Below are 20,918 nucleotides of genomic sequence, written 5' to 3'. Positions count from 1 at the left end.
CGGGGGCGGGGTGGGACCGCTCGGCGCGCCTGTGGCCCCGTAGAAGGCGCCCGCGGTAGCTCCGCGGCGCTAGTCGAGGTCGCGATCTGCTCGGCGCTCGTGGCGCTCGCCGCTGCGGTGCTGGCGATCGAGATCGTGCTCGTCGTCCTGGCGCTCGTCGTCCTCGGGGCCAGCGGGGCGCGCATATCCGCGCCGGGGAGCAGCGCTCGTGAGCTTCGGCATCGGGAGCGCGCAGCGGGCGCTCGTCGCTTGTGGCCTCATTGAAGACAACAACACTGGTGAGAGAATGACTAAAAATGTGCTTCGAGAGCATCTTAACCTCCGAATCGATGGAGAGCTCCGCGCCGAGATCGAGGTCGTTGCAGCGCTGATCTCGCGGGATGGGTTGACCGTTAAGCGCGCGGCTGTGGCTCGTTCCGCCCTCGTTCGCGGGCTGCGCGCGATGCGGGATGAGCTCACCCGCGCAGCCGCTTCCGCAGAGGTCGCGTGATGGCGCTTCGAAGTGGACATGGCCAAGGTCGAGGGCGCCCACACATCGAGGTCCTCCCCCCGGACGAGCTACCGCCCGCTGAGGGCGCCAAAACGGTCCGTTCCGATCGGGGCCCTGATGGTCGGTTCACCCGTGGCAACACGGCGGCACGGGCGCGACGGCTCCGCGCTGGCGCTCTGGGAGGCGCGGGCGGCATCGACTCCACGTCGCCCGAGTTCAAGCCGTTCGCGCGGTGGGGTCGGCGGTACGGGGCGCACCGTCGGCGTGAACTTGCCGCGGCGCACGGCGGGGACATCTCGGCCGGCGTCGGCGCGCTGGTCGAGTCTGCCGCGCTCGCGCTCGCGTCATCGCGGTACCTCCAGAACCAAGGGGCCGCAATCGGCGACGCGGAGCTCCTCAAGCGCGCGTCGGCTCTCGCCGCTGAGGCGAGGCAGAACGAGCTGGCAGCATGGGAGCTCGCCGCACGCGAAGCAAAAGCGCGCGGTGCCAGCCGCCGCGCGGCGCTCGATCGCGTTCGCGAGCGTGCTGCGGCTCGACTGAACAAGCACACCGAGGGCGACAGCGACACGTGAGCGACCACGGACGCCGCATCCTCGACCACCTCCGCGCCGTCGACGCGGAGCTCGTGGCGCAGGGCTTCCCCGCGATCTCCCCGTGGTGGTGGTCGACCCTCGAACGCTTCTACCTCAGCGGCCGGCGCACCCTCGTGCTGCGCGTCGGACGCCGAGGAGGCAAGTCGTCGACGCTCTGCCGCGTGGCGGTGGTCGAGGCGCTCTTCGGTGAGCACCACATCCCGCCCGGCGATGTTGGGACGGTGCCGATCGTGTCGACCTCGCGGGACGAGGCAGCGGCGCGCCTGCGGACCATCGAGGTGATCCTCCGCGCGCTCGGCGTCGAGTTCCGCAAGGCCGGCGAGGCGATCGAGTTGCAGCGCGACGACGGGGCGCCGGTCGCGTTCAAGGTGTTCGCCGCATCGATCGCGGGGGTATCAGGGTTCACCGCCATCGCGGCGATCTGCGATGAGGTGGCGAAGTGGGCCGACAAGGACACGGGCGCGAACCCCGCGAAAGAGGTGCTCGCTTCGCTCCGCCCGACGATGGCGACGCAGCCCCGGGCGCGGCTCTTCCTCTCCTCGTCGCCGCTGTCCACGCTCGATGCTCACTACGACGCGTTCGAGCAGGGCGAGACGCCGACGCAGTGTGTGGCGTACGCGCCGACGTGGATCGCGAACCCGTCGATCTCGGAGCAGGACACGCGCGCTCTTGAGCCTGACGCGCGGGTGTGGGCGCGCGAGTACCGGGCGCTCCCCCAGGCTGCGATCTCCGCCGCGTTCGACCCCGATGCCGTCGATCGAGCGTTCCGCGATCCGGTCTGCTCATATCACGCTGGCGAGCGCGTCCTCGTGCTCGACCCATCGAGCGGGCGCAACGACTCCTTCACCTACGCCGTCGTCGGCTGGTCGTGGCCGCTGCTCCCGTTTACCGCGTACGTCACGGCCGACCTCACCGACGAGTGGGGCCGCGTGATCGCTGGGAACTGTGCCTACGCCGTCGACGCACACGGCAAAAGGATCGTGCGAGGCGACTACGCGGGCCAGCTCATCCCCTTCCTCCAGGTCGAACAGATCGGCGGTATCGATGGCGCATTCTGGCAAAACATGCGCGGCGATGACGTCGTGGATCGACTCTGCGGAGTCTGCGAGGAGCACGCCATCCGCCGTGTGCTGTCCGACCAGCGCGAAGCTCTCATGCTCGAAGCCGCGTTCGCGGCGCGCGGTTACAAGTTCACCGCGTACGACTGGACCAACAGCAACAAGACCGCCGCGGTCGGGCTGATCCGCGGCTGGCTTCGTGATGGCGCAATCACGATCGCAACACATGAGATCATGCGGAAACAGCTCCACGCATTCTCGGAGAAGTTCACCGCGACGGGCGCGCTCACCTACGGCGCCCGCACGGGACATGATGACTATGCGGCTCTCTTGCTCACCGCCGCAATCGCGGATGCCGATGGCGCACTAAGCATGTCACCGCTCGCGACGCGCAAGCCCAGCGGGCGCAACTTCGTTACGTGGTCTGACCGCGGCCTTTGACGCCGCAGGAGATAAAGCAGATGGCACTCCCTCATGGCATGACGCACCCGCGCCAGCGCGAGCATTTCTACCCGACGCCACCGCGCGAGCCGATCCAAGACTGGCCCGCTGTCTTCGATCGCTTCATCGAGCTCCTCAACGCACGGCCAGTGCCGCGGGACTACGACACGGCCTTCAGGTACGCGAGGGATCAAGGCTGCTATGTTCGCCCGTCCGATGTCCCCGCAGAGTTTCGCGAACAGGCAAAGGCACATGTGCGGCAGCACTGCAACCCGGTGATCTGGGACTGCTTCCACAACGATGCCGGCGAGTCCTGGAGGTGATGCATGTTGACGAAACGCACCTTTGATCTCCGCGCGCTGGGCATCGACGCCGACGTGACATGTGACGTCGTGGCGACCTCGAGCCCGACGATCACCCGCGTGCCGCTCGACCAGCATATCGCTGCCCGCGCGCGCGTCGACGAACTGATCTTAGAGGGCATCCGGCATCTCGCGAGCGCTGAGCGCAACACCTGGGAGCAGCGGGAGGCGCGACAGAAGATGGAGGCATGCTTCATCGAGGCTCGGCGCATCATCTCGATCGCGTTCTACGTCACGCCGTCGATGGTCGATCCCTCCTTCGCGGCATGGGTTCGGGGAGCGCATGCCGAGGTCGTTGCGATCGAATGGGCGCGCCCCGACGCGACGGGAGGCTTCTGGCCGAAGCCGAAAGAGCCACCGCGGACGGCGGTACACCTCCGTGAGATGCCGAAACGCTGGAGGGAGTTCCAGCGGCTGATCGAGGACGAAGAGTTCGCGGCTGCTCGTCGGGTAACTGCTTCAACAACACCGGAGTACCCGCGCGGCTTCTATGTCCGGCCTTCCGACTGCTCCGAGCCCTTCATCGCGTGGGTCAAGGCGCACGTGGAGCCGCACGTCAGCGACGGGCTGCGCGCCGATCTCGATGAGAACGGGGGCAAGGTCCGCGACTTTTTCGATTGAGTAGGAGGAGCAGCGTATGAGCGAGAACATCGAGAACAGCCCAATGGCGATGAGCACCTTCTGTGAACTCGTGGCGAACGGCCAGCCCGAAGCCGCGGTGAAGTTCGCCAGAGACAACGGTTACCGCATCGAGCCGCACCTCGTCCCGGCGTCGCACGTCGATCAGCTGGAGAGGTTCAAAGCCGAGGGGAAGATGACCATCGCGACGATGTACGAGGCGATCTACGCGAGGGCGATCGAAGCCGAGCGCAGCGCGCGCGTGCTCGCCTTGGAGCTCGCGAACATGGGCGCGCCAGCCCTAGCCACGACGCCGCTCGACACGCCCCATCTTGCGAGATTGGCTCAGCTGCGGGCTGCCGGCCAGCATGGTGCCGCGGATGTGTACGAGGCGATCCACAGCGCCGCGCTCGCGAAGGAGTGCGCCGGGCGCGACGAGCAAGCGGAGCGCGCCGAGCATGCTCGGCTCGTCGGCCACGCCTCGCCGCTCGCCGGGCTCACGACCAGCGAGAAGATCGCCCGCATCATGTCGGGGCAGTCGGGCATGCCCGACGACGACGCGGTTGCAGCGCTATCTCGGCTCGGAGCGGAGAGCGACGCGCGGAGGTACCAGCGGCGACCGTGAACGCAAGGCGCCTGTCACTTCGGTACCTTCCGCGGACGACCGCGTTTAACCTCAGGCATCGTTGCCGGGCGGAGCAAGAGCGCTGGGGACACCTCAAGCGCATCAGCAAGCTGGACGAGAACACCGACGCTCGGGTTCACGCGACCGGCTTCGATGCGCTGAATGAAGGTGAGATGCAGGTCGGCGGCTTCGGCCAGCGCCTCTTGAGTCATGTCGCGCTTGAGGCGAATCCGTCGGACGTTCGCCGCGACGTACCTCAGCACCGTGTTGACTCGGGCGCTACTCACGTTCGCAGGCGTAGCGCCTCGGTCCTGCCGAATTAACAGACGATCGTCTGTATTTCGTTGACGGCCCGCAGGACGTGTGCGTACCTTGTACGGACCACAAAAAGTGCTCCCCGCGTCGGCGGCAACCGACCGGGGAGCGTGGCCGGAACCCCGTGGAGCGAGGTCCGACATGGGCAAGTTACGTCCGCGGCCCGAAAAGGGCCAAGAGATCGATCCGTCCGCCGACCCTAGTACTGTTCCCCCCGACCGCTTCCCCCACCGCCGAGCACGGCGGTCCAGCGCCGAAACCCGGCGCAGCACGCGTGCCGAGCATGAGCGGCCTGCCGCACGACACGCCAGGAAGAAGCCAACGATGCAGGCGATCCTTGCCGAGCGCGGCGTCATCGTCGCCGTGCTCATCTCCAGCGGCGTGCCGCAGCGCGACCGCGACGACGTTGCGCAGGACATCCTGCTCGGCGCCTGGCGCTCGGTGAAGCGCGGCATGTACCGGCCCGATCCGAAGACCCAGCCGCGCGACGCGCTCCGCGCCTGGCTCTACGGCATCGCGTGGCGCAAGACGGGGCACTACCTGCACAGCGCGTGGGTGCGGCGGGCGGTGCTTCACGCGCAGCCTCTCGGCAGGCTTCGTGAGCCCGTCGGCATCGACCTCCACGCCCAGATCGAGGCGCGCGAGGTCCTGGAGGCGCTGGACGATCTGCCCGACTGGCAGCGGGAGGCGCTGCTCTCCGTGGACGAGCCGGAGAGCCTCGTTGCGTACGCACGACGGCGCGGCATGAAGCCGGGCACGGCAGCGTCCAGGCTCAGGATCGCTCGCGATGCGCTGGCCCTGCGGCTGAGGAGGCGCCGATGAGCCTCTACCTCCCGCTGAAGTTCCGCGACCCCAAGCGTCGCGTGAGCCTCACGCTCCCCGCCCGACCGGTCACGCGCTGCGTCTCGCCCGCTGACATCGAGCGCTACCTGAGCGCGCGCGGCTACCGCGCGTTCCACGTCTCCATCCCCGTCCGGCCATGGCGCGTCGCCGTGCTGTGGTTCCCGCCCATCGGGCCGGACGGGCGGAACCTGCCGAGCTACCACGACCGCTACGTGGAGGGGCCGCAGGTCAGTGCGCATCGCCTGGAGGACGCCATCGCGGCCATCGCCCGCATCGAGGGCCGCACGCCAGGCGAGGTCCTACGCGAGATCGCCGTCATGGCGCAGATGGCCGAGGACGGCGAGTAGGCACACCTAGTGACGTCATCATCGACGATGTACGCGGAATAGGATTTTTCAGAGTCTTAGGAGTAGAGACATGGCACGTCAACGCACTGGAACGGTCTTTCGGCATGGAGATCATTGGGACGTCCGGGTTACGCTGGATGATGGGAGTCGACCTGTCTACCACCTTCCGGCCGGCTGCTCGGAGGCGATGGCGCGGGAGAAGGCCAAGTATTGGAGCGAGAACGCGAGGGGGCTTGAGCAGAAGCCGAAGCGGGGCGGCAACACGTCGGCGGTCAGCCCGGGCGAGACTGTCTCCGAGTACTTCGCGCGCTGGAACGCCGCTCGGGACGTGCGCGGGCTGGTGTCGATCCACAAGGAGGCCTCCACCTTCAGAATCCACATCGAGCCGATCATCGGCATGAAGCCGATCGCCAGTGTCACGCGCGCGGACATCGAAGCGGTCGTGGAGGCGATGGACGCCAAGGTCGCCGCAGGCTCGCACTCCTGGCAGACGATGCAGCGCGCATGGGTCATCGCGACCAAGATGTTCAAGGACACCCTCCGCTCCAAGATCGCTGCGCTGCGCGTGCGTGGTGACAACCCGTGCGCTGACGTGGCCGGTCCGGACCGCGGCGCCGAACGGGCGAAGAGCTACCTCTACCCCTCCGAGTTCCTGGCGCTCATGAACAGCGATCGAGTGCCGCTCCACTGGCGCCGGATGATCGCGCTGGCCGTGTATCTGTACGTCCGCGCCGGTGAGCTCGAAGCGCTGCGGTGGAGCGACGTCGACCTCGACCACGGCGTGATCAACGTGAACCGTGGCATGGATCGGCTCCGGGCGAGGGAGAAGTCGACCAAGGGCAAGCTCGCTCGGCGGTTCGCGATCGAAGAGAACCTGCTGCCGGTGCTGCGCGCGATGAAGGCGAAGGCCGACCCGGACGCGCTGGTGATCAGGATGGTCTGCGGCCAGAGCTTGGCGAGGATCCTGCGGCGCTACCTGAAGTTCGCGGGCGTCACCCGGCCGGAGCTCTTCGCGGATGACGAGACACGGAAGCCCATCACGTTCCACGACCTCCGCGCGACCGGCATCACGTGGATGGCCATCCGAGGCGACGACCCGATCAAGATCATGCGCCGGGCTGGCCACGCCGACTTCGCCACGACGCAGCGCTACGTCCGGGAGGCGGAGCAGCTTGCCGGCCGCTTCGAGCCGGTGTTCCCTCCGCTGCCCGCCAGCCTGCTGGGCGATGGCGACCACGACGATCCGTCAGTGAATCGTCAGGACGCCTCAGAAACCTCAGAAATTCAGGCAAATACGTCCCCTCGTCTGGGTGACGTAGACCGGCCAGACGTACGGCTTGTCCACGTCGACGCCGAGCTGTACGCCGAGCGCGTCGTGCAGCATCTCGGCGGCCAGCGTCGGCCGGTTCTTGAACAGCTCCACCAGGGCTTCATGGGTGACTGAGGGCATCGGGTAGTCTCTCGGGTAGGTACGGCCATGCTGAGTCCTGAGGCGGCGTGCCAGGCGCGTGCGGTAAGTCCCGCAGGGGCCAGAGCAGACGCGTCTCACTCTCAAAATCCGGGCAACTCCCCGGATCGGTCACGCCGTACGACCTGCGTGTGCCCCGACGCCGGGCACGGGCCCTCACTGGACCGGATCTTCGTCGCCCCGAACGTCTGCGTCGGCCGGGCCTACATCCGCAGGCACCGAATCTGGGCATCGCTCGCAATCGACCTCCTCGCCAGCGGGATGTCCGTCCAGGATGTGATCGCCGAGCACAGGATCGAGGAGGACGACGTCCTCGCCTGCATTGCCTACGGTGCTGTAACCTTCGGGTGGCAGGTCTGTAAAATGGGCGGCCGCGGGAAGGCAGGTCGACTTCGGCCAGATCCATCGCACCATAGCGGGGCACCTACCGAGCGCACCATGACCCGTGCGGAGCCGGCGCAGCGGAGGAGACAATCATGGATTTCATCTCACGTGTCACAGAGCAACTAGATCTTGCGGCCCAGCAGCTTCATCAGCGGACTCCGACACACGCACGCTTCGCGCTCATTCTCATCGACAACATCGTCGAATTGATCTTGCACGGATGGTGTGAGGATGCATGCAAGGCCGACGCAAGCCTCGCCAAGCTCGGCCAGGTGAAACTCAGCCGCAAAGAGCGCAAGGCTGCGCTGGGACAGCGATTCGACGAAAAGCCAAAATTTTGCGCCCGCCTAGGTTACATCGACGAGCCACAGCGCGACTTCATCCTCGACTGCCACTCCTACCGAAACGAGCCATACCACGTCAGCCTTGCCTACGAAGAAATCATCGAACCCATCGCATCAGAGTACTACCTCCTCGCATGCGACCTACTGCTCACGCACGAGCGCCACAGCTTCACCAGGTCATTCCCTGACGAGACATCCCGCGGGGCTTTCCTCAAACATGCAGGACAACCCGCAGCACCGCACGACCACGGCAAAATATTTGGCCCGGCCAGCCAATCGCTTCGGAACGCCAGACCACAACCAAGCACGTCGCTCCAACGCGCACTTTTCACGTCGATGTTCTGGCGAGTCGAGGCAATCTCCGGCACATTGGATTTCTTGATGAAGGCAGCGCCGCGACACGAATCAAAAGACGAGCTGCTGCTAGAACTCGAGTCGCGCGCAGCATGGCTTACTCACATAGACTCGCGAGCAGACGCCGCAGCACCATCACAGGACTCTCACCTTTACCACGAAGAACGACAAATGTTCCAGGCGTCCTACAAACAGAAGTTTCATGCGGCCGCGCTGGAACGCTGGCGAGATAGAGCCAAGCAGCTGCGTGACGAGCCGGACGCTTACCTTGCGCTCAAGGAGCACGAAGCGCTACGTCGCGAGTGCGAGCCCTACGCCGAGCTGGTATTTGAAGCGGCAGCCGAGATGGATGCCGAACTCCAGCGCCAGTTCGACGAAGCATTTGGAAGATGAGCGACGCCGCTTCTTCGCCCAGCCCGCCCGCGTTCAGCCGGGCCGGCGGGCGTCGAGGAGCTGCCGGGCTCAGCGGGCGACCAGGGGCGAGCGCCAGGGGCGAGCGCCAGGGGCGAGCGATGAACCGACCGGCTCCTCCGCGGAAGCGGTCCTCGGCGACGACCTCCACCTCGACCCGGCGCCTGGCCCTCGGCGGGACCGGGGCGTAGGTTTCTTCGTGCGCGGGGCTCGACGGCACGGACCCACGGAGACAGGAACCGAGAAGAGGTCCTGCAAAGCGCGCAAGGCGTCGCCCGTCCGAGGCCCACACGCAGCCGATCGACCGCTGAACGCCGCGAGCAACCCCGGTCACGAGGAGCATCGAACCATGTACAGCACGAAGGCTTACTCCGCCGCCAGCGCGACATCGCCGCTGGCCCCCACCCAGATCCCGCGGCGCGATCCGACCGCGCACGACGTGCAGATCGAGATCCTCTTCTGCGGGATCTGCCACTCCGACCTCCACGCCGCCCGCGGCGAGTGGGGCCGCACGGTCTACCCCATCGTACCGGGCCACGAGATCGTCGGCCGCGTCGCCGAGGTCGGCTCGGCGGTCACCAGGTACAAGCCCGGCGACCTCGCCGCGGTCGGCTGTATCGTCGACTCGGACAGGACCTGCCCGAGCTGCATGGAAGGGCTGGAGCAGTTCTGCCCGAACCAGATCATCGTCTTCGGCTCCCCGGACAAGCACCTCGGGGGCGTCACGTATGGCGGCTACTCCGACAGCATCGTCGTCGATGAGCGGTACGTCCTGCGCATCCCCTCGAACCTCGACCCCGCCAGCGCGGCGCCGCTCCTCTGCGCCGGGATCACCACGTACTCGCCTTTGCGCCACTGGGGCATCGAGAAGGGCAAGAAGGTCGGCGTGGTCGGCCTCGGCGGGCTGGGCCATATGGGCGTGAAGTTCGCCCGCGCGTTCGGGGCGCACGTCGTCGTCTTCACCACCTCGCGCGGCAAGACGGAGGACGCCCTGCGTCTCGGCGCCGATGAGGTCGTCGTCTCCCGCGACGCGAGCGAGATGCAGAAGCACGCCGGCAGCCTCGACTACATCCTCGACACCGTCTCCGCGGACCATGACGTCAACGCCTTCCTCAACCTGCTCCGCCGCGACGGCAACATGACCCTCGTCGGGGCGCCCGCGAAGCCCCTGAGCGTCGCCGCGTTCGGGCTCATCATGGGGCGCCGCAGCCTCTCCGGCTCGAACATCGGCGGCATCGCCGAGACCCAGGAGATGATCGATTTCTGCGCGGCGAACAACATCGCCGCAGACGTCGAGAGCATCCCCATCCAGAAGGTCAACGAAGCCTACGAGAGGCTGCTCAAGTCCGACGTGAAGTATCGCTTCTCCATCGACATGGCGTCGCTCCGATCCGAGTGAGCGGCGCGACGCGCCCATGAAGACAGCTCCCAAGAAAGACTTCCCGGTCGCCGCGATCCGCCGGTTCCTCGAGCCCGGCCCGATCGTGCTCGTCAGCTCGGCGTGGCGGCGCGAGACCAACATCATGACCATGGGCTGGCACACGGTCATGGAGTTCGCGCCGTCGCTGGTCGGGTGCGTCATCAGCAGCGCGAACCACAGCTTCGAGCTGATCCGCCGGAGCAAGGAGTGCGCGATCAACGTCCCCACCGCGGAGCTCGCCGAGACGGTGGTCGGCATCGGCAACTGCTCGGGCCGCGACACGGACAAGTTCTCCGCCTTCGGGCTCACGCCCGTCCCCGGCGCGGCGGTCGGGGCGCCGCTCATCGCGGAGTGCTACGCGAGCCTCGAGTGCCGGCTCGCGGACGCGCGGCTCGTGAAGACCTACAACTTCTTCATCTTCGAGGTGGTCAAGGCGCACGCCGCGACCACGCCGCGCTACCCGCGCACGATCCATTACCGCGGCGACGGCATCTTCATGCTCTCGGGGGAGAGCACGCGCCGGTATCGCCGGCTCTTTCGTCCCGACAGGCTGTGACGCGCCGCCCGCGAGCGGCGCCGGGGCAGCGCGCCCCTCCCGGGCCGCGGCTCAGCGCGCCGGCGCGTTGACGAGCCGGGCCGCGCACCGGCCCTCGTGGCAAAGACAGCCGCCGCCGCAATCCATCGTCCCCGGCCGGCACTCCTGCGTGCACATCATCCCGCCCTCGCACGCGAGCGCCGTGGCCTTCGCGACGCAGGCGGCCGGGTGGCACCCGCAGACGGGCACGCAGTCCGCGTCGCTCTGGCACGGGTCGCTGCCCACGGCGATCGAGTCGTCCGTCGGGGTGGCCGTGGGCGTCGTCGTGGCCGGATCCGGCGCCGGCGGCGCGTTCGAGCCGGGAGGCTCGTTCCGCGAGGCGCTGCACGCAGCACAGCAGAGCACGGCGGCCAGGAGGAGCCCCATCGAGCGATCGAGGATGTGTCTCATACGCGTGCTCTCTCACGGATCACCACGAGGTTCTATCACGACCTGCGAGCTCATCCGGGCGCGGCGCCCGATCCCGCGCCGCCGCGCGCCGGAGGCCGCCCTCCAGAGCACCCGGCGGCGCCGGGCCGCCACCTCATCGCCCGCGGAAGCTCTCCACCAGATGGTCCACGAGGGCGCGGACGCGGCGCGGGAGATGGCGGCCCGCCGGGTAGACGACCGACAGATCCGCCGCGCGGACGAACCGGTTCAGCACGGACTCGAGCCGGCCCGCCTCGAGGTCGCCCTCGACGTCCCAGAACGACTTCTGCGCGACCCCGAGGCCCGCGAGCGCCCACGCGCGCACCAGCTCGCCGTCGCTCGAGCTGCGCCGCCCGCGCACGCGCACCGCCTGCGTCCCCTCGCCCTCCGCCGCGAACGTCCACGTCGCCTCGTTCCGGCCCTCCGCGTTCCAGAGCAGGCACTCGTGGTCGGCGAGATCGCCCGGCGCGCTCGGCCGCGGGTGCCGGGCCCAGTAGCCGGGCGCCGCGCACACGACCCGGTGCCCGGTGGCGAGCCTGCGCGCGGTCAGGCTGCTCCCCTGCAGCGGTCCCACGCGCAAGGCCACGTCGAAGCCCCCGCGCACGAGGTCGACGACCTCGTCCGAGAGGTGGAGAAACACGCTGATGCGCGGGTGCGCCTCCAGGAACGCCTCAAGGACGGCGCGCAGGCGGCCGCGCCCGAGATCCGAGGGCGCGGTGATGCGCAGGCTGCCCCGCAGCGAGCTCTGCCCGCGCCGGATGCACGCCTCGCTCCGCTCGATCTCGTCGAGGATGCGGCGGCAGTCGACCAGGTAGCGCTCGCCCTCCTCGGTGAGGCGGAGCCGCCGCGTGCTCCGGACCACGAGCTGCACGCCCAGCCGCTCCTCCAGGGCCGCGAGCCGCGCGCTGACGGTCGACGGCACGGTCGCGAGCGAGCGCGCGGCCGCGCTGAGGCTGCCGCGATCGACGATCTCCAGAAACGTCTGCATCTCGAGGAGCGCGCTCATCTTTCGATTTTATCGAAAGGTGTCGCGCGGCTCGAGCCCGTACTCGCCCTGGCCGCCGCGCTCCACCTTTCCCCTGCGCTCGCGAGCACGGACCGGGCGCGGACAGACCTCGAAGCAGGAGCAAACCATGAGCATCCAGAACAAGGTCGCCCTGGTCGTCGGCGCGCAGGGGATCATCGGCCGCAACCTCATCGATCACCTCGAGGCGCTCGGCGAATGGGACGTGATCGGCCTGTCCCGGCGCGGCGGCGCGCCCGCGGGCCGCGTCCGCCACGTGGTGGTCGATCTGCTCGACCGGGAGGACTGCCGGAAGAAGCTCGGCGGCCTCGCCGAGGTCACGCACATCTTCTACGCCGCCTATCAGGACCGGCCCACGTGGGCCGAGCTCGTGCCGCCGAACCTCGCCATGCTCGTCAACGTGATCGACGCGGTCGAGCCGGTCGCCGCGGGCCTCCAGCACATCAGCTTGATGCAGGGCTACAAGGTCTACGGCGCGCACCTCGGCCCGTTCAAGACGCCGGCCCGCGAGACCGACGCGCACCACATGCCGCCCGAGTTCAACGTCGACCAGCAGGCGTTCCTCGAGGCCCGGCAGAAGGGCAAGGCCTGGTCCTGGTCGGCCCTCCGGCCGTCGGTGGTGTGCGGCTTCGCGCTGGGCGTCCCGATGAACCTCGCCATGGTCATCGCGGTCTACGCGGCGATGTCGAAGGAGCTCGGCCTGCCCCTGCGGTTCCCCGGCAAGCCGGCCGCCTACGACAGGCTGATCGAGATGACCGACGCGCGCCTGCTCGGCCGGGCCACGGTCTGGGCGGCGACCAGCGCGCCGTGCCGCAACCAGGCGTTCAACATCAACAACGGCGACATGTTCCGCTGGAGCGAGATGTGGCCGAAGATCGCCCGCATGTTCGACATGGAGGCGGCGCCCCCGCTGCCGATGCCGCTCGCGGACGTCATGGCCGACAAGGAGCCGCTCTGGAACGCCATGATCGAGAAACACGGCCTGGCGCGGCACCCCTACCGGGACGTGTCGTCGTGGCGCTTCGGAGATGCGGTGTTCTCGTGGGACTACGACGTGATCGCCGACGGCTCGAAGGCGCGACGGTTCGGCTTCCACGAGCACGTCGAGACGGAGGCGATGTTCCGTGGGATCTTCGAGGATCTCCGGCGGCGGAGGATCATCCCGTGATGGGCCCGCGTCGCCTCACGCTCTCGAGACCGGTCCACCTGCCGTGCCGCGTCCCGCTGGGGCTCCGCGGCGAAGGGCTCCACGACGCGGCAGCGTAGCTCCTCGTCGGCGACGTTCGCCCTTGCCTGGAGGTCCTGCCGAGCTGCCCGCCTCCGAAGGTCGCCGCCGCGGTGCCAGCTGTGTGTGCCAGCGGTGCCAGCGGTGCCAGCGGGCTCCGAGCGTCGCGTGGCCTTGGCAGTTCGGCTGGGTTTCCGGCACAGATCCCGCGCGCTCACGCCTCCATCCCCGGGTGGCCGCGCGCGGCACGGCGAGTGCAAACGCGAAACGCCAAACGCGAAACGCGAAACGCCAAACGCGAAACGCCAAACGCGAAACGCAAGACAGGCGATTGCGACTCGCCCTCGGGAACGCTGGGCGGACAGCTCGACGCATTTCAACCTGCGAAGCAAGGAGTGGATCCAGTAATGAATCTCTTGAACTCGAACCGGCTTCACCGCATGTACGCAGCCCTCGGCCTCCTCGCGTCCGCGGCCTTCGCGCCGGCCTGTGCGGCCGAGGGCGTGACCGGCGACGAGGCAGCGCTCGCGGCCGGCGATGAGGCCGAGCTCGTCGACAGCGAATCGAGCGCCATCATCAACGGGAGCGCCGCCACGGCGTGGATGCGGCAGCGGGTCGTGTCGCTCGGCAACTGCACCGGCGTCATCGTCAGCAAGAATCACGTCCTCACGGCCGCGCACTGCCTGCCCGCCGTGGGGACCACGAAGGTGCAGTTCTATAGCACCATGAACACGCCCGACACGCCCAAAACCGAAGTCACCAACGTCGCCTTCAAGCCCGGCGTGAATCCGTGGAATGACGAGCTCGACGACAACGGGGGCAACTTCGCCGACATCGCGGTCCTCACGCTCGCGAACCCGATCCCGTCGACCTCCGTGGTGGCCAGCCTCGACCTCCATTACCCCGGAGACGACGCGACGGGCACCCAGGTCGGCCGCGGGCGGCACGACGGCGCGAGCAACTCGACGAGCCTGCTCAAGTATGCGACGAACGGCCTCTACTCGGACAACGTGGATGGTGGATACTTCTACACCAACGACGATCGCATCAACAAGGGGGATTCGGGCGGGCCGATCTTCACCAACGGTCAGCGCGTGTCCGGGGTGCTCTGGGGCTACTGGTGGGTCGCCTTCGCCATGCGCAACAAGTACACGAGCACCCAGTACCACCTCAACTGGATCCTCGACAAAATCGGGTACACCGGGAGCGGCGCGTACTCGCAGACGCTGACCAACAAGCTCATCGACGGATGGCCCTACGGTCTCGTATCCGGCGACCTGAGGAAGTGCAAGTACGCCTGTGAGCACGATTCGCAGTGCATCGCCTACAGCCACGAAGGAGGCGGGGAGAACCACTGCTACCTCTACGACGACATGGGCGACGGACCGGTGACCTATAGCGGCTTCACGACCGGGATCAAATAAGGCGCGCGGCTCGGCCCGGGCTCATCAGGAGCTCAACCCATCGCGCCAGAGCACGCGCCTCCGCTGGTTGCGCCGTCAGACGGAGGCGATGTTCCGGGGGATCTTCGAGGATCTCCGGATGCGGAGGGTCATCCCGTGACGGGCCCGCGCTCCCTCACGCGAGCGCCCGGATCTCCCGCAGCACCGCCTCCACGTTCGCCTCGGTGTTGAGCAGGCTCGGCGCGACGCGCGCATACGAGATCCCGTACGGCGACGTCGACGCGATGATCTTCCTCTCGCGGAGCCTCCGCACCACGGCGGCCGGCGTCATCCCCGCCACCTCGAAGCACACGAGCCCCGCGGAGAGCGCGTCGTCGAGCGGCGTGTGCAGCGTGACGTGGCGCATGCCCTTGAGTCCCTCCTTGCACTGCCGGTTCAGCGCGTGGATGCGGTCCGCGACCTTTGCCTTGCCGATGCGCCGGTGGAACGCGAACGCCGCGGGCAGCGCCCAGCGGTGCTCGAAGGAGTGGAACCCTCCCGGAGACATCATGTTGGCGGTCGTGGCCGGCGCCGGCTGACCCCGCATCCAGGCGCCGTATCCCTCCTTGCCGAAGTGCGGGATGCTCGGCCGGAGCCTCGGCCAGAGCTCGGCCCTGCCCCAGAGCACGCCCGTGCCCCGCGGCCCGAAGATCCACTTGTGACAGCCGGCAGCGAAGAAATCGCAGCCGAGGTCGGCCATCGTGGCGTCCTCGACCCCGAAGCCGTGCACGCCGTCCACGCAGCAGACGACGCGATCCCCCGGCGCCCGCCCCTGGTTCGCCCTGGCGACGACCTCCGCGATCGCGCGCACCGGCGTCTTCACCCCCGTGCTCGAGTGGACCCACGTGATCGCCACGACCCGCGTGGCCGGCGTGATCGCCCGCGCGATCGCGCCCGCCATCCCCGCCTCCGTCGCGGCGCTGCCCCGCTCGTAGAGCGCGACCTTCCGCACCGCCGCGCCCGACCGCTCCGCCGCGAGCCGGAGCGACTCGTGCGTGGAGTAGTGATCGTGCACCGTCGTGAGCGCCTCGTCCCCGGCCTCGAGCGGCAGCCCGAGGTACAGCGAGGCGAGCCCCATCGTGGTGCTGTCCGTCAGCGCGATCTCGTCGGCCCGGGCGCCCATGTACGCCGCGGCGGCCTCCCGCACCGGCGCCGCGCCCTCGTGCTCGCCGAGCGCGTCCACCGGGTTCTCGTCGAGCTCCCGCCGCAGCGCCTCGATCGCCTCGCGCACGGGCCGCGGGTGCGACGCGAGCAGGAAGCTCGTCATGTGGATCCACGTCGGCGACACCTCGAACTCGTCCCGGACGCGCTGCCACGCGTCGGCCGGCGCCTGGGCCCGATCGGCCGCGGCCGTCACCGCCTCCGGGGCCGCGCAGCCCGCGGCCCCGATCGCCAAGAGGCCTTCGAGCAGGCTGCGCCTGGGTAGCTTCGTCGTCATCTGCAGCTTCCTCCTCCGTGCTGGGCGCGGTCCCTCTTGGAGCCGCAGGCTCGCGCGCCCAGGGGCGCTTCGATGCCGCGGGCAGGGAAATCCCCTCTCGCCGCGCCGGCCGGGGAGGTTGCACGGGGGCGGCTGAGAAGCAGTAACTATCTGAAACCAATCAGCTTTTCACCGCGCGGGGCGCGGGGCGGCCCACAGCGTTCCGCGCTCTCGGTCGAGTCCCGTCACGCCGCTCGATCGCGACATTCCCGGGTTGGCGTGGATGGCGGGTGTCGTCGGCGCGGGGTCCGCGCTCCGGTGCCGGGATCTCAGCGGATGAGGTAGCCGTCGATGAACGAGGCGACGTCTTCGGCGAGGGTACCGACCTCGACGGGGACGCCGGCGGCGCGCAGCAGCGCGATCCCGCGGCCGAGGTTCCGCGGATGGCTGTCGATCACGGCCACGAACACCGCGCCGATGCGCCGGGCGATCAGGGCCTTCGCGCAGGAGGGGGTGCGGCCGAAGAACGAGCAGGGCTCCAGCGTCACGAACGCCGCGCAGTCCGAGAGATCGCCGGGGAGCGTCGCGAGCGCCATGGCCTCGGCGTGGTGGCAGCCGGGCGCCTGCGTGAAGCCCTCCGCGACGATGCTACCGCCGCGCACCACCACGCAGCCCACGGGCGGGTTCGGGCGGCAGCGGGGGAGCGCGCCGCGCGACACCTCCAGCGCCCGCGCCATGAAGCGCCGCTTCTCGGCCTCGGTGGTCGAGGGCCGAGCCCGCCGGGCGATCCGTGCCTCCGCGGCCGGCGCGCTCACGGCGCCGGGCTCGGGTAGCGGGCGTGGATCTGCTCGATCTCGGCGAGCACCTCCTTGCCGAGCACCACCCCCGCGCTCTTCACGTTCTCCTCGAGCTGCTCGAGGGTGGTCGCCCCGATGATGGTGCTCGCCACGAACCAGCGGCTGCGCACGAAGGCGAGCGCGAGCGACGCCGGGGTGAGGCCGTGCGCGCGCGCGAGCTTCACGTAGGCCTGCACCGCCTCGTCCACGTTGGGCTTCCGGTAGCGCTGGCCGAACGCCTCGAACCGGGCGAGGCGCGAGCCCGGCGGGGGTCCGCCGACGTACTTGCCCGTCAGGAGGCCGAAGGCGAGCGGGCTGTAGGCGAGCAGCGGCACGTCCTCGCGGCGCGAGGCCTCCGCGAGCGCCGCGTCGAACGTGCGGTTGACGAGGCTGTACGCGTTCTGGATCGACACCGGCCTCGGGAGCCCCAGGTGCTCCGCGATGCGGCTGAACTGCGTCACCCCCCACGCGGTCTCGTTGCTGAGCCCGAGATAGCGCACCTTGCCGTCGCGGATGACCTCCGCGAACGCCGCGAGCTGCTCGGGGATCGGCGTGCTCGAGCGCTCGTTCGCCGGGTCGTAGGCGGTGGCGCCGAACTGCGGCACGTACCGATCCGGCCAGTGGATCTGGTAGAGATCGATGTAGTCCGTCTTCAGGCGCCGCAGGCTGTCCTCGACCGCGCGCCGGACGTTCGCGCGGTTGACCGCGAGAGAGCCGCCCCGGATCCACGGGAAAGGGCGGCCCGACGCGGCGATCTTCGTCGCGAGGATCACCTTGTCGCGCGGCCTCTGGCTCAGCCACTCGCCCACGTAGCTCTCGGTGCGGCCCTGCGTCTCGGCGCGGGTCGGCACGGGGTACATCTCGGCCGCATCGACGAAGTTGATGCCCGCGTCGAAGGCGTAATCGAGCTGCGCTTTCGCGTCGTCGAGCGTGTTCTGCTCGCCGAACGTCATCGTCCCAAGGCAGAGCTCCGAGACCCGGAGCTCGCTGTCACCCAGCTGTCGGTAATGCATCGCTTTTCCGTCCGTGGGGATTCCCGTACCACGGAGCGGCGGCCTCGTCCACAATAACGGACGACTCTTCTCCTATAACGGACACCTCCGCGGGCCCGCGATGCCCGGCGTGCGGTGTGGAGCGCGTCGGCGATCACGCAGGCGACGTGACCGGGATGCGCGCGGCGCCCCCTGCGTCGAGCCAGGCCGCGAGCGTCTTCAGCCCCGGGTGAAGCGCGCGGAGCGAGGGGATGTCGACGTCGACGCGGAGCTTCGTCGCGACCTCGACGACGCGCGCGATCAGGGGGTTCTGGCGCAGCGCCTCGGCCGGAACGGTCGCAAACGCGAGCGGCCGCCCCGTCGCGCGCCCGAGCGCGGCCGCCACCTCCTCGCCGGTGAGCACGTCGCCCGCGAGCTCGAGCGTTCGGCCCGCGAAGGCGTCGGGCGCCGCGAAGGCCGCGGCCGCGATCGCGCCGATGTCGTCGGCCGCGATGAAGGGGATACGATGCCCCGGCGGGTAGAGGAACGTGAACGTGCCCGGCGTCGCGTAGAAGCTCGGCTGGGTGAGCAGCTCGAAGAACGCCCCGGGGCGCAGGATGGTGAAGGGCACGTCGAGCGAGCGAACGTACGCCTCGATCTGCCACTTGCTCTCGAAGTGGCCGACGCCCGTGCCCGGCAAGAGGCCGGCCATCGAGGTGTAGACGAGGTGCCGGACCCCCGCCGCGCGCGCGGCGTCGGCGACGTTCTTGCCGAAGCGCAGCTCGTCGTCCGAGGTGACGCCATATTGAGGCTGCCCCTCGCTCGGCTGCACGCTGAAGACGGCGTCCGCGCCCCGGGCCGCGGCCTCGAGCGAGGCGCGATCGCCGAGGTCGCCGCCCACGACGTCGGCCCCGAGCCGGCGCAGCGCCGCGGCGGGCTCGCCGTTAGGGTTCCTGACGAGCGCCCGGACGCGAACGCCGCGCGAGAGCAGCGCTCGCGCGGCGCCGCCGCCCTGCTGTCCCGTGGCGCCCGTGACGAGGACGAGCCTCTCCTTGTTCGTTGTCATGACCAGCTCTCCCTTCGCAGGTGGGTCGCGGGCCCGCGGCGCCCCCGCGCCGCCGCCCGCGCACGTCACGATAAGGGCTCGATGACGGACGAACAGCGTTGTAGCGTCCATAGAAATGGTTCAATCGTCCAAAAGAGAAGACGCATGGACATCCTGACGGAGACGCTGCGCAGCGTGCAGCTGCGGAGCCAGATCTACGGACGGCTCGAGCTGAAGGCGCCCTGGGGCATGCGGGTCGACGGGCACGACGTGACGACCTTTTACGCGCTCTCGCGGGGCGGGTGCGTGCTCGACGTGGGCGGGCGCCGGCTGACGCTGGCGCCCGGGGATGTCGTCTTCCTGCGCGCCAGGCTCGCGCACGCGCTGCGCGATCGCCCGGGCTCGCGCGCCGTCTCGCCCGAGGAGGTGTACGCCCAGCGCGGGGGCCGCTGCGGCGGCATCGTGCGCTACGGCGGCGAGGGGGCGCCGACGACGATCGTCGCGGGCGGGCTCCACTTCACCGACGCGCGCCTGAACCCGCTCGTCGCGAGCCTGCCCGAGCTCATCCACGTGAAGGGCGACGGCGGCGTGGCGACCCGATGGCTCGAGTCGACGCTCCAGTTCGTCGCCGCCGAGATGGACGCGGAGCTGCCCGGCCACGAGCTTGTCGCGGGCCGCCTGGCCGACGTGCTGTTCGTGCAGGCGCTGCGCACCCACGTCGCGGGCATCACGTGCGAGGAATCGGGGTGGCTGCGGGCCCTCTGGGACCCGACCCTCGGCGTCGCCTTGCAGCGGATGCACGAGCGGCCCGCCGACCCGTGGACGGTCGAGGCGCTCGCGCGCGCCGCGGGCGTGTCGCGCTCGGCCTTCGCCGCCCGCTTCAAGGGGACGCTCGGCCTCGCGCCCCTCGAGTACCTGACGCGCTGGCGCATGCACCGCGCCGCCGAGATGCTCGCCGACGAGGCCGCGAGCACGGCGGAGGTGGCGGGCGCGGTCGGCTACGACACCGACGGCGCGTTCGTGAAGGCCTTCAAGCGCCACATGGGCGAGACCCCGGGCGCCTATCGGCGCAAGGCGCGCGCCCGGGAGAGCCGCTAGTCCTGCCCGCCAGGAGCCCGGCCAGGGATCCGGGGAGAGAGGAGCCGTTGCAGGGGCGCACCGCGATCAGGCCCCGCTGCTCTCGGCCAGCCGCGGCCGTGCGAGAATGTGCGGCGTGACCACATCGCCGCAGAAGCCGCGCAAGGATCCGCGCCAGGAGCGCTCGCGCAGCACGGTCGACGCCATCCTCGAGGCCGCCGGTCAGCTGATCGAGCGCGAGCAGGAGGCGAAGCAGAACCGTGTATCGACCACGCACATCGCCGAGCGCGCCGGCGTCAGCGTGGGCTCGCTGTATCAGTACTTCCCCAACCGCGAGGCGCTTGTCGCGGCGCTCTTGCGCCGCTTCGTGCAAAAACGCTTCGCCGAGATCCGCCGGGTGCTCGACGAGGTCGAGCCGCTCCCGCTGGACGCGGCGTTGCACCGGCTGGCCGGCCGGCTGATCGAGCTCGAGCTGGCCCACGCGCGCGTGACGAAGGCGCTCATGAAGTGGTTCGTGCGGGTGGGCGACTTCGATCTGATCGCCGACGCCGATCGCGAGGCCGAGGCCGCGCTGGCCGAGCTCTTGGTGCGCATCCGGCCCAAGACCCGCGCGGTGGATCCGCAGCTCGGCGGCTTCTTCCTGCTCCACGCAATGCGAAACACCTTGGGCATGGCGGCCTTCCGCGAGGGCGACATCCTGCGCGCGCCGGGCGCGCAGGCCGAGCTCACCCGGCTTTTGTACGGCTATTTGCGGCCCGACTGACGGCCGCCGGCGCGCGCGGGCGCGGCGCCGGAAATGCGAATG

General features: G+C 69.4%; 24 protein-coding genes. 16 read left to right on the top strand and 8 right to left on the bottom strand.

Translation table 11 applies throughout. The features are described from left to right. Positions 1-69 precede the first annotated feature (69 nt). Complete coding sequence (locus WMF20_RS05015) at positions 70-222, bottom strand: hypothetical protein (RefSeq protein ID WP_437611163.1); 153 nt, start codon at positions 220-222, stop codon at positions 70-72. Between WMF20_RS05015 and WMF20_RS05010 the strand changes: the two genes are divergently transcribed. The 5 genes from WMF20_RS05010 to WMF20_RS04990 all read left to right on the top strand — a co-directional run bounded on the left by WMF20_RS05010 (position 209) and on the right by WMF20_RS04990 (position 4,187). Continuing rightward, positions 209-490: a hypothetical protein gene (locus tag WMF20_RS05010; RefSeq protein ID WP_437611161.1), complete on the top strand. Its 282-nt coding sequence runs from the start codon at positions 209-211 to the stop codon at positions 488-490. The genes WMF20_RS05015 and WMF20_RS05010 overlap by 14 nt on opposite strands. 568 nt (positions 491-1,058) lie before the next feature. Beyond that, positions 1,059-2,582 carry a hypothetical protein gene (locus tag WMF20_RS05005; RefSeq protein ID WP_437611159.1) on the top strand — a complete coding sequence of 508 codons (1,524 nt, stop codon included), beginning with the start codon at positions 1,059-1,061 and terminating at the stop codon, positions 2,580-2,582. A gap of 20 nt (positions 2,583-2,602) precedes the next feature. Continuing rightward, positions 2,603-2,905 (top strand): hypothetical protein, encoded by a 303-nt coding sequence (locus WMF20_RS05000; protein WP_437611158.1) that lies wholly within the window; start codon positions 2,603-2,605, stop codon positions 2,903-2,905. Between the two features lie 3 nt (positions 2,906-2,908). Continuing rightward, entirely contained in the window at positions 2,909-3,565 is a 657-nt protein-coding gene (locus WMF20_RS04995; RefSeq protein WP_437611156.1) for a hypothetical protein, read from the top strand. A gap of 16 nt (positions 3,566-3,581) precedes the next feature. Continuing rightward, on the top strand, positions 3,582-4,187 hold the full coding sequence (locus WMF20_RS04990) for a hypothetical protein (protein WP_437611155.1): 606 nt from the start codon (positions 3,582-3,584) through the stop codon (positions 4,185-4,187). Between the two features lie 14 nt (positions 4,188-4,201). Here the strand turns inward: WMF20_RS04990 and WMF20_RS04985 are convergent, their stop codons facing one another. After that, the gene (locus tag WMF20_RS04985) at positions 4,202-4,474 is read right to left on the bottom strand and encodes a helix-turn-helix domain-containing protein (protein ID WP_437611153.1); all 273 of its coding nucleotides are present in this window, start codon (positions 4,472-4,474) and stop codon (positions 4,202-4,204) included. Between the two features lie 169 nt (positions 4,475-4,643). Here WMF20_RS04985 and WMF20_RS04980 point away from each other — a divergent pair, with 169 nt between their 5' ends. From WMF20_RS04980 to WMF20_RS04950, 7 genes are all read left to right on the top strand, one after another. After that, positions 4,644-5,324, top strand: a complete 681-nt coding sequence (locus tag WMF20_RS04980; protein WP_437611152.1) for an RNA polymerase sigma factor — start codon at positions 4,644-4,646, stop codon at positions 5,322-5,324. Then, on the top strand, positions 5,321-5,692 hold the full coding sequence (locus WMF20_RS04975) for a hypothetical protein (RefSeq protein WP_437611150.1): 372 nt from the start codon (positions 5,321-5,323) through the stop codon (positions 5,690-5,692). Before WMF20_RS04980 ends, WMF20_RS04975 begins: the two co-directional genes overlap by 4 nt. 187 nt (positions 5,693-5,879) lie before the next feature. Next, complete coding sequence (locus tag WMF20_RS04970) at positions 5,880-7,136, top strand: tyrosine-type recombinase/integrase (RefSeq protein WP_437611148.1); 1,257 nt, start codon at positions 5,880-5,882, stop codon at positions 7,134-7,136. 33 nt (positions 7,137-7,169) lie between these two features. Then, entirely contained in the window at positions 7,170-7,670 is a 501-nt protein-coding gene (locus tag WMF20_RS04965) for a DUF433 domain-containing protein (RefSeq protein ID WP_437336101.1), read from the top strand. Beyond that, a complete protein-coding gene (locus WMF20_RS04960) occupies positions 7,637-8,635 on the top strand; it encodes a hypothetical protein (protein ID WP_437611145.1) in 999 nt (332 codons plus the stop codon). Before WMF20_RS04965 ends, WMF20_RS04960 begins: the two co-directional genes overlap by 34 nt. A 367-nt stretch (positions 8,636-9,002) precedes the next feature. Then, positions 9,003-10,052 (top strand): NAD(P)-dependent alcohol dehydrogenase, encoded by a 1,050-nt coding sequence (locus WMF20_RS04955; RefSeq protein WP_437611144.1) that lies wholly within the window; start codon positions 9,003-9,005, stop codon positions 10,050-10,052. Positions 10,053-10,068: 16 nt separating this feature from the next. After that, complete coding sequence (locus tag WMF20_RS04950; RefSeq protein ID WP_437611143.1) at positions 10,069-10,629, top strand: flavin reductase family protein; 561 nt, start codon at positions 10,069-10,071, stop codon at positions 10,627-10,629. Positions 10,630-10,680: 51 nt separating this feature from the next. On the opposite strand, the gene WMF20_RS04945 is transcribed toward WMF20_RS04950, so the two are convergent. Together WMF20_RS04945 and WMF20_RS04940 are read right to left on the bottom strand one after the other, a co-directional pair. Further along, positions 10,681-11,058, bottom strand: a complete 378-nt coding sequence (locus tag WMF20_RS04945) for a hypothetical protein (RefSeq protein ID WP_437611141.1) — start codon at positions 11,056-11,058, stop codon at positions 10,681-10,683. A 133-nt stretch (positions 11,059-11,191) separates the two neighbouring features. After that, on the bottom strand, positions 11,192-12,082 hold the full coding sequence (locus WMF20_RS04940; RefSeq protein WP_437611140.1) for a LysR family transcriptional regulator: 891 nt from the start codon (positions 12,080-12,082) through the stop codon (positions 11,192-11,194). 127 nt (positions 12,083-12,209) lie between these two features. Between WMF20_RS04940 and WMF20_RS04935 the strand changes: the two genes are divergently transcribed. Beyond that, complete coding sequence (locus WMF20_RS04935) at positions 12,210-13,268, top strand: SDR family oxidoreductase (RefSeq protein ID WP_437611138.1); 1,059 nt, start codon at positions 12,210-12,212, stop codon at positions 13,266-13,268. A 464-nt stretch (positions 13,269-13,732) separates the two neighbouring features. Beyond that, entirely contained in the window at positions 13,733-14,749 is a 1,017-nt protein-coding gene (locus tag WMF20_RS04930) for a trypsin-like serine protease (RefSeq protein ID WP_437611135.1), read from the top strand. Positions 14,750-14,903: 154 nt separating this feature from the next. Here WMF20_RS04930 and WMF20_RS04925 read toward each other — a convergent pair whose 3' ends face one another. From WMF20_RS04925 to WMF20_RS04910, 4 genes are all read right to left on the bottom strand, one after another. Continuing rightward, complete coding sequence (locus tag WMF20_RS04925) at positions 14,904-16,205, bottom strand: aminotransferase class V-fold PLP-dependent enzyme (protein ID WP_437611133.1); 1,302 nt, start codon at positions 16,203-16,205, stop codon at positions 14,904-14,906. Between the two features lie 308 nt (positions 16,206-16,513). Then, positions 16,514-16,921, bottom strand: a complete 408-nt coding sequence (locus WMF20_RS04920; protein ID WP_129581160.1) for a bifunctional diaminohydroxyphosphoribosylaminopyrimidine deaminase/5-amino-6-(5-phosphoribosylamino)uracil reductase RibD — start codon at positions 16,919-16,921, stop codon at positions 16,514-16,516. A 74-nt stretch (positions 16,922-16,995) separates the two neighbouring features. Beyond that, positions 16,996-18,033, bottom strand: a complete 1,038-nt coding sequence (locus WMF20_RS04915) for an aldo/keto reductase (RefSeq protein WP_437611131.1) — start codon at positions 18,031-18,033, stop codon at positions 16,996-16,998. Positions 18,034-18,166: 133 nt separating this feature from the next. Then, positions 18,167-19,057 (bottom strand): NmrA family NAD(P)-binding protein, encoded by an 891-nt coding sequence (locus tag WMF20_RS04910; protein ID WP_437611129.1) that lies wholly within the window; start codon positions 19,055-19,057, stop codon positions 18,167-18,169. A gap of 144 nt (positions 19,058-19,201) precedes the next feature. Here WMF20_RS04910 and WMF20_RS04905 point away from each other — a divergent pair, with 144 nt between their 5' ends. Continuing rightward, the gene (locus tag WMF20_RS04905; protein WP_165373796.1) at positions 19,202-20,134 is read left to right on the top strand and encodes an AraC family transcriptional regulator; all 933 of its coding nucleotides are present in this window, start codon (positions 19,202-19,204) and stop codon (positions 20,132-20,134) included. 115 nt (positions 20,135-20,249) lie between these two features. Then, a complete protein-coding gene (locus WMF20_RS04900) occupies positions 20,250-20,876 on the top strand; it encodes a TetR/AcrR family transcriptional regulator (protein ID WP_437611126.1) in 627 nt (208 codons plus the stop codon). The last annotated feature ends 42 nt before the right edge of the window (positions 20,877-20,918 follow it).

It is taken from the genome of Sorangium sp. So ce834 (genome assembly GCF_051521425.1).
GTDB classification, from domain to species: domain Bacteria; phylum Myxococcota_A; class Polyangia; order Polyangiales; family Polyangiaceae; genus Sorangium; species Sorangium cellulosum_D.
Note: the sequence above shows the minus strand (reverse complement) of the source record. Positions and strands in the feature narration are given on the sequence as shown.

What these genes read in the sequence shown, in the direction of transcription:
- WMF20_RS04915 (WP_437611131.1), bottom strand. Translation starts at nt 18,033, where the DNA reads ATGCATTACCGACAGCTGGGTGACAGCGAGCTCCGGGTCTCGGAGCTC.
- WMF20_RS04920 (WP_129581160.1), bottom strand. Translation starts at nt 16,921, where the DNA reads ATGGCGCGGGCGCTGGAGGTGTCGCGCGGCGCGCTCCCCCGCTGCCGC.
- WMF20_RS04910 (WP_437611129.1), bottom strand. Translation starts at nt 19,057, where the DNA reads ATGACAACGAACAAGGAGAGGCTCGTCCTCGTCACGGGCGCCACGGGA.
- WMF20_RS05000 (WP_437611158.1), top strand. Translation starts at nt 2,603, where the DNA reads ATGGCACTCCCTCATGGCATGACGCACCCGCGCCAGCGCGAGCATTTC.
- WMF20_RS04960 (WP_437611145.1), top strand. Translation starts at nt 7,637, where the DNA reads ATGGATTTCATCTCACGTGTCACAGAGCAACTAGATCTTGCGGCCCAG.
- WMF20_RS04990 (WP_437611155.1), top strand. Translation starts at nt 3,582, where the DNA reads ATGAGCGAGAACATCGAGAACAGCCCAATGGCGATGAGCACCTTCTGT.
- WMF20_RS04940 (WP_437611140.1), bottom strand. Translation starts at nt 12,082, where the DNA reads ATGAGCGCGCTCCTCGAGATGCAGACGTTTCTGGAGATCGTCGATCGC.
- WMF20_RS04935 (WP_437611138.1), top strand. Translation starts at nt 12,210, where the DNA reads ATGAGCATCCAGAACAAGGTCGCCCTGGTCGTCGGCGCGCAGGGGATC.
- WMF20_RS05015 (WP_437611163.1), bottom strand. Translation starts at nt 222, where the DNA reads ATGCCGAAGCTCACGAGCGCTGCTCCCCGGCGCGGATATGCGCGCCCC.
- WMF20_RS04950 (WP_437611143.1), top strand. Translation starts at nt 10,069, where the DNA reads ATGAAGACAGCTCCCAAGAAAGACTTCCCGGTCGCCGCGATCCGCCGG.
- WMF20_RS04955 (WP_437611144.1), top strand. Translation starts at nt 9,003, where the DNA reads ATGTACAGCACGAAGGCTTACTCCGCCGCCAGCGCGACATCGCCGCTG.
- WMF20_RS04925 (WP_437611133.1), bottom strand. Translation starts at nt 16,205, where the DNA reads ATGACGACGAAGCTACCCAGGCGCAGCCTGCTCGAAGGCCTCTTGGCG.
- WMF20_RS04945 (WP_437611141.1), bottom strand. Translation starts at nt 11,058, where the DNA reads ATGAGACACATCCTCGATCGCTCGATGGGGCTCCTCCTGGCCGCCGTG.
- WMF20_RS04905 (WP_165373796.1), top strand. Translation starts at nt 19,202, where the DNA reads ATGGACATCCTGACGGAGACGCTGCGCAGCGTGCAGCTGCGGAGCCAG.
- WMF20_RS04970 (WP_437611148.1), top strand. Translation starts at nt 5,880, where the DNA reads ATGGCGCGGGAGAAGGCCAAGTATTGGAGCGAGAACGCGAGGGGGCTT.
- WMF20_RS04995 (WP_437611156.1), top strand. Translation starts at nt 2,909, where the DNA reads ATGTTGACGAAACGCACCTTTGATCTCCGCGCGCTGGGCATCGACGCC.
- WMF20_RS04965 (WP_437336101.1), top strand. Translation starts at nt 7,170, where the DNA reads ATGCTGAGTCCTGAGGCGGCGTGCCAGGCGCGTGCGGTAAGTCCCGCA.
- WMF20_RS04930 (WP_437611135.1), top strand. Translation starts at nt 13,733, where the DNA reads ATGAATCTCTTGAACTCGAACCGGCTTCACCGCATGTACGCAGCCCTC.
- WMF20_RS04975 (WP_437611150.1), top strand. Translation starts at nt 5,321, where the DNA reads ATGAGCCTCTACCTCCCGCTGAAGTTCCGCGACCCCAAGCGTCGCGTG.
- WMF20_RS04980 (WP_437611152.1), top strand. Translation starts at nt 4,644, where the DNA reads ATGGGCAAGTTACGTCCGCGGCCCGAAAAGGGCCAAGAGATCGATCCG.